The sequence below is a fragment of the Peribacillus sp. P4_C12 genome, from assembly GCF_056402095.1.
This window is the reverse complement of the sequence record NZ_JBFUIB010000224.1, coordinates 1-5921: the sequence shown is the minus strand read 5'-3', so window position 1 is coordinate 5921 and position 5921 is coordinate 1. Positions and strand designations below refer to the sequence as shown.

The following is a 5921-nucleotide window of genomic DNA, read 5'->3' as shown; positions in this document are numbered from 1 at the left end:
GCTAAAATTGCACCTAATAAAAATACGCCAAAGAAATTTATTAAAAAGCCCGTTAGCCCTGTCATAAATGATGTTTCATTTCCAATTAAAGAAGGAAAGAAATTCATGCCATTCGTCACAATGACGACAATTGAGGCAAGCGGGGCGATAAATACGATGCTAAAACCCTTCATTGCTAGAATGACGATTAGAGCAATCGCAATTAAAATACCGATTGTACCCATAATGTGTTTTCTCCTGTCTCTATCTTTATTTTGTAAGATAAATTCGCATGTAGTGTATATTGCTATAGAGTGACCATTTCAACTCAATAAGAAGTATCATTCATAAAAAAACACCAATGAAAATTTTCATTTGGTTTTCTTTGGATCACTACTTCATTATTTTGTTAAACAGACGAAGATTAAAATTTCCCCTTAACAAGTGCGTGCAGCACCACCGTTTTCAGTTGTTTCATGAACCATACCACTTTCATTTCCCCCTGGACATAAGCATTTGTTACGTTCCTGTTTCCCCATCCCCCTAAATTAAATGCGTTACGAATTGTTTTAAGCAACAACTACTATTCAAATATAATATTTTAAAAAATATAAGTGAAATATATAATAATGATATATTCTATAAATTTTAGTAATAAATAAGGGCGTGATGGTATGGATTTTAAACAAATACAGTATTTTACCGAAGTCGTTAACCAAGGAAGCTTCTCTAAAGCTGCTGAACACTTATTTTTATCACAACCAAACATCAGTAAAACAATAAAAGATTTAGAAAAAGAACTGGATGCTAAGTTGTTAACTAGAACCACAAGGAAGATTGAACTGACCGATACAGGAAAATTACTCTATCATTACGGGCAACGCATTTCCCAATCGATCGAGCATTTTTATGACGAATTAGATGATATTAAGAATAGTAAAAAGGGAAATATAAAAATGGGCATTTTTTCAACGCTTGGAACGGACATTTTCTCTGAACTCATGGCTCTATTTCACATAGAATATCCTCTTATCACTGTCCGATTCGTTGAGGATGGTGCCCTTCATTTAAAAAATACATTACTTAATGGCGAACTAGATTTAGTAGTAATGCCCTTACCCATTGAGGATGAGTTTGAAAGCATTCCATTCATGAAAGGCGATTTACGTCTTGTTGTTCATCAGAACCACCCGCTTGCCAATCAAGAGACCGTATCCTGGGATAATTTAAGAGAAGAAAGTTTCATCATCTTTCGGGAAGGCTACCAAGTTCATGAATTAATCATGCAAGCATGTAAGCTAAACGGCTTTGAACCAAACGTTATTTGCGAAACATCACAGTGGAAATTCATTATGGAAATGGTCTCCTTTAATCAAGGAATAACAATCCTCCCTCAAAGTGACCTAAAAGAAATTGATGTAAGCGAAGGAAAGATCAAAGTTATTCCACTTATCCCCCATATAAATTKGCAAATCGGTATCGCTTGGAAAAAAGACAGCTATATCTCCTACGCTACTAGAACTTGGATCGATTTTATTAAAACCAAGCTTGAAGCCAGCAGAGATCAAACCAAGAGATGAGTCATTTCCAAATGAAAAAGACCACCAATTTGGTGGTCTTCCTCTCATTGATTTTACGATTCTTTCCCTTTCACCCTGTAATGAACCTCCCCAGGTTCTTTGCAAAAGGTAATTCCGCTTCCCGGTTCGTAATAAAAGGTCTTTTTGCCCAAAGAGCGTTCTTGAAAGGTCGTATGCAAATAGGATGCTTGGTCCCTTTTGAAGGCGAGCTGATTTTTACTCAAGGATACAGGAAGGCAATGCCCATAGTTGGTATGGACTAAGGTTTCTTTATCGTTCAGTTCCTCTAAGTCACGAATGTGGATGTAGGAAAACCAAACACCTCCGCTTTTTCGGAATGAGCGGGAAGAGAACCAGACCATTCCAAGCTGGGCGTTTATACAGACTGGCAGCCTGTATTTTCCACCAAGCACAGATTTGGCTCCTGCAAGCCCGCCATCAAGATCCAATCCAAAATAATTTAGCGTATTATTCAGGATTTCTTGGCGTGGCTGTGCAACATGGAACGTGTTCTCTCCTTCCACTATAGTGGTCATCTCTATCCCATTTGAATCATACCGTTCCATCATTGCAACGGTTTCCCTATTCATTAAATAATTCTTTCGAATAACCATTCCGTTCCCCCCCCATTTTTGTTGTTTTTCAAAATCACATTTTCCTCACCTCCTAAAAGAAGTGTAAAGCCATCTTACTAGCCTTTCGATTTTGTTTTGTCATTGATTAAAATGAAATAATAGTGGACGCTCTTTTTAGGGTCATTGATGAGTGATAACAAGGAATCATCTTGTTTCCAAGGTGAGGCGATTTTTGATAGCAGTTGGTTGATTGCTTCTTCAGGGGGGATATCATGATGTTTGTAGAGTAGATAAACGTATGAGCAAAGAAGATTCTAATGTTGAGATTTGGACTTACGAGATTAATATTTTCTTCCCAAATAGGATAAAACTCTTCCCTGAAGTTGTAACTTTCATATCTTGATTTGCCATTCATTTCACCTCTTCGACCATTATCCTTTTTTTTGCTTTTTTTGTAAAACTTCTCTCGTTTTTATCTCTTCCAAATTTCGTTCTCTTTCTGACTAAATTTCAAGTTTAATTGGCTTACTCTTTATAAAATCCTATTAGAAAGTTATAATGATTGATTTCCTCATGGAAACTGTTAGTCAGTTTCAACATATAGTGGTTAATTTGTGTCTATTTATAGAAATAATAAGCAAAAGCAAAGCGAAAAGTGAGTAGAGATGCAATTTCGGTGAACATTCGGTGAACATATGATTCGAACGCAAAAAAGCCTATTTTTTGATAGACCTTATTGGTTTCTATTATCTTTTTTCCACTCTAAGAATCTCATTCAATCTTTTTGATATATGTTTTACTTCAAAGAAATATGGCTTAGATGGCGTCAAAAATACACCAGATAACCCGCTTCACTAGGATAGGGATCGTCTGGTGTATTAATAAATAATATGAATTGGCTACCACTTAATATGCTGTTTCGTAGGGTGTGGATCATTTTCAAGCAGGTATTGCTGTAAGGCTGGAAGGTCATCTGTGTTTACAAGGTCTACTCCTGCTTTTAGCATCTCATCCCATACAGCTTCACGGCTTGGTAACGCTGCGTCTGGAGTTGCCCAGAAACGAACCATTTGGCCGTTAGCATGCGTCGTTTTGACAATGTGATCCAGCTTTTCTCGTTCAGCTTGAGGCATCTTACCAACACCCTGCCATGTAAAATACTTTGTCCAGTTGTCACTGATTACAGGTATGAATTCATTAGGCGCATCAGATCCCAGGTCACTCATTCGGCCATCGAATGTGGCATAACGTACCTTCTGGTTTTCCATTAGCTCACGCGGTCGGTTTCCAGAAATAATGACGGTAACAGCACCTTGGTTTACCTTTGATTTTGAAAATTTTGTAACCATTTTCTTGTATTCTGCCAGTTGTTTATCAATTTCTTCATATGTAGCTTTGTCCTCGGATTTAATATCGATCCACAGTAAGAAATCCTGGTCACGATTTTTGTAAACAGAGCCTCTGTTTTGCTTCACTTTTTCTTTTAATGGATCTAAATAAAGGGACTTAAGTGTCCGCTCTGGTTTAACATTGATTTCATCATGGGCTACTAGTAATTCACCGTCTTTTAGCCAGACGTCCGCTTCTACACTTGTGAACCCATGATCCAGTGCATCATAGAGAGGACGTGCATGCTCATAATCATTGTGTGCGTGCGCTTTTGCAAGCGGCACTATAACTTTAGGTTCCTTCTTAACCTGTTCAGCGGAAGCATTTGTTGATGAAAAGGGCATAGCAACAGCAACAGCTAAAGACATCGTTAGCCACCATTTATTCATATTCATTTTCCTCCTCTTTATTATTTCACCTCTATCGTAGCTTTTTATTCTTATAAAACAATGGTATTTACAGAACCTTAACGGAATCTGAAAAAAGTGTTTACATGAAATAGTTCTTTTATACAAAAACAAGCGTAACTGAAATGCTCAGTTACGCTTGTTTTAAAAGTGTAATCTAGGTAAACCTTTCCTCAATCCACCCTTATTAACTCCAAAATTTGATTAAGGTTATCCTTTGTTGTTATTCTGCCATTTTTATTTCAATGGCCAAATTACGTAAATAATCTAATAAGGGCCGTATTTCCTCTGGAGCTGTTGTGTCAGTAAATGAGAAGGACTGTTTCTTTTTTTCATTTACTATATCCAGCTGATATGAAAACGCGTCCGCTCCTTGAGATTTAGCTCCGACCATTTTACTTAGTTGAGGATTAGAAAGATCAGCTGTCTTCATTAAATTCTTTAATTCTTCATTTTTCTCCTGCGGCAATTCATTTGTATCTATCTGAAAGTTCAAGTCGAGGTTGGCAAATCCCCCTATGCAGCTAAATTGGATATGCATGTTGAATGAAGCCTCCTATTCATAGAATATGACTACTCAGGCAGTCCAACCGCTTTGAAAGCATCTTCAATTGTTTTTATAGCTGTATCAGTAACTTCTCCACTATCAACAAGTTTTTGTGCTGCCTTGATAACAATTTGTACGAATTGATTGAAATTTGCCGTTGCAAATAAATTCTGCATCGCATTGAACCAAATCAAAGCTGCTTTGTCCGTTCCAATCTCCATAGATACAAGATAAAAAGCCTTGTTTGGTATCCCACTATTAATATGGACACCATGATTATCTCGCTCTCCTCGATAGAAGTTCTTCATATGATCAGGTTGCATATCTTTCCCCATTAATTTATTGTCAAATGCAGTACCTGGTGCTTTCATAGAACGGAGAGCTTGTCCTTTTAGTGTCGGTCCCATTATATCAGCACCGATTAACCAATCCGCCTCTTGTGCCGATTGCTTTAAATGAAATTGTTTGATAGTCACTCCAAACACATCTGAGAGATGTTCATTCAAAGCCCCTGACTGGCCTTCATACTCCAATCCACTCGTGAACTGCGTTACACCATGTGTAAGTTCGTGTCCAATTACATCGAGTGAATTTGCAAAATTGCTAAAAATAACCCCATCGCCGTCACCAAATACCATTTCATCTCCGTCCCAATAGGCATTTGTAAATTTATCCCCATAATGAACGTTCAGAATTAGATCAAGGCCTTGGTTATCTATTGAATTGCGGTGTAAAACATCCTTAAAATAGTCACGCACTACTCCACTATAATCATATGCATGGTTAACTACAGAATCCCCACTTGATCGATCTCCTTCTTTCCTAGCCTCATTCTGTCGGAGTTTGGTCCCTCCTTTACAATCATAAACATGGCGAGCAGATTCACCTTTACGTTCTGACCCTGCATCAGTTAAAGCAATAACACCGTTAATATCATATTCTTTCATGATTCTACGTCTGCGCACTTGACGGCTTTTCGCTAAACTGATCCGTGCTGCTTCTACTTCATTTTGTGCCAAATTCTCAAGAATGTAGTTAGGTACAATGAAACACTGGCACAGCGATTTCGAACAATTTTTTTTGGACATATTTGACACTCCTTCATAATTTTTTTACAAACAGCGCGCCTAGTCTTCACCGTAATTCATGGTAATTAGTAGATTATCTGATTCGTTAACATTTAATTTTGCTGCTCTCCTTTTATCTACAACACATTTCTATAGATTACTTTCGCCGCACCTACCTCATTTCCCTCCATTCCATCCTTAGTTCCAGTGTTCTTGTTTTTCGGTTTGATCACTCATTTTCATTTCCTCTTAAAATAAGACTCTTAACTCCCATGAAAATTAAAAAAGCTCAAAATCCAGAAAAAACCACAACAAAATAGACCCAGTAAAAACGCTTTTTAAAAAAGGATGAGCCTTATGAGTGATCTGATTGAGTT

General features: G+C 37.4%; 5 protein-coding genes and 1 pseudogene. 1 reads left to right on the top strand and 5 read right to left on the bottom strand.

Annotated features, from left to right (window positions below; translation table 11 throughout):
* A pseudogene (locus tag AC1DUW_RS19465) lies at nucleotides 1-224 on the bottom strand (GntP family permease); the annotation flags it as partial.
* Between the two features lie 429 nt (nucleotides 225-653).
* Here AC1DUW_RS19465 and AC1DUW_RS19460 point away from each other — a divergent pair.
* The gene (locus AC1DUW_RS19460) at nucleotides 654-1559 is read left to right on the top strand and encodes a LysR family transcriptional regulator (protein WP_477643239.1); all 906 of its coding nucleotides are present in this window, start codon (nucleotides 654-656) and stop codon (nucleotides 1557-1559) included.
* 53 nt (nucleotides 1560-1612) lie between these two features.
* Here the strand turns inward: AC1DUW_RS19460 and AC1DUW_RS19455 are convergent, their stop codons facing one another.
* The 4 genes from AC1DUW_RS19455 to AC1DUW_RS19440 all read right to left on the bottom strand — a co-directional run bounded on the left by AC1DUW_RS19455 (nucleotide 1613) and on the right by AC1DUW_RS19440 (nucleotide 5565).
* On the bottom strand, nucleotides 1613-2173 hold the full coding sequence (locus AC1DUW_RS19455) for a competence protein ComK (RefSeq protein ID WP_477643238.1): 561 nt from the start codon (nucleotides 2171-2173) through the stop codon (nucleotides 1613-1615).
* Between the two features lie 860 nt (nucleotides 2174-3033).
* Entirely contained in the window at nucleotides 3034-3912 is an 879-nt protein-coding gene (locus AC1DUW_RS19450) for a phosphatidylinositol-specific phospholipase C/glycerophosphodiester phosphodiesterase family protein (RefSeq protein WP_477643237.1), read from the bottom strand.
* A 241-nt stretch (nucleotides 3913-4153) separates the two neighbouring features.
* Nucleotides 4154-4471, bottom strand: coding sequence for a protealysin inhibitor emfourin (locus AC1DUW_RS19445; RefSeq protein WP_190270911.1), 318 nt, complete (start codon nucleotides 4469-4471; stop codon nucleotides 4154-4156).
* A 32-nt stretch (nucleotides 4472-4503) separates the two neighbouring features.
* Entirely contained in the window at nucleotides 4504-5565 is a 1062-nt protein-coding gene (locus tag AC1DUW_RS19440; RefSeq protein ID WP_477643236.1) for a M4 family metallopeptidase, read from the bottom strand.
* Nucleotides 5566-5921: the final 356 nt, after the last annotated feature.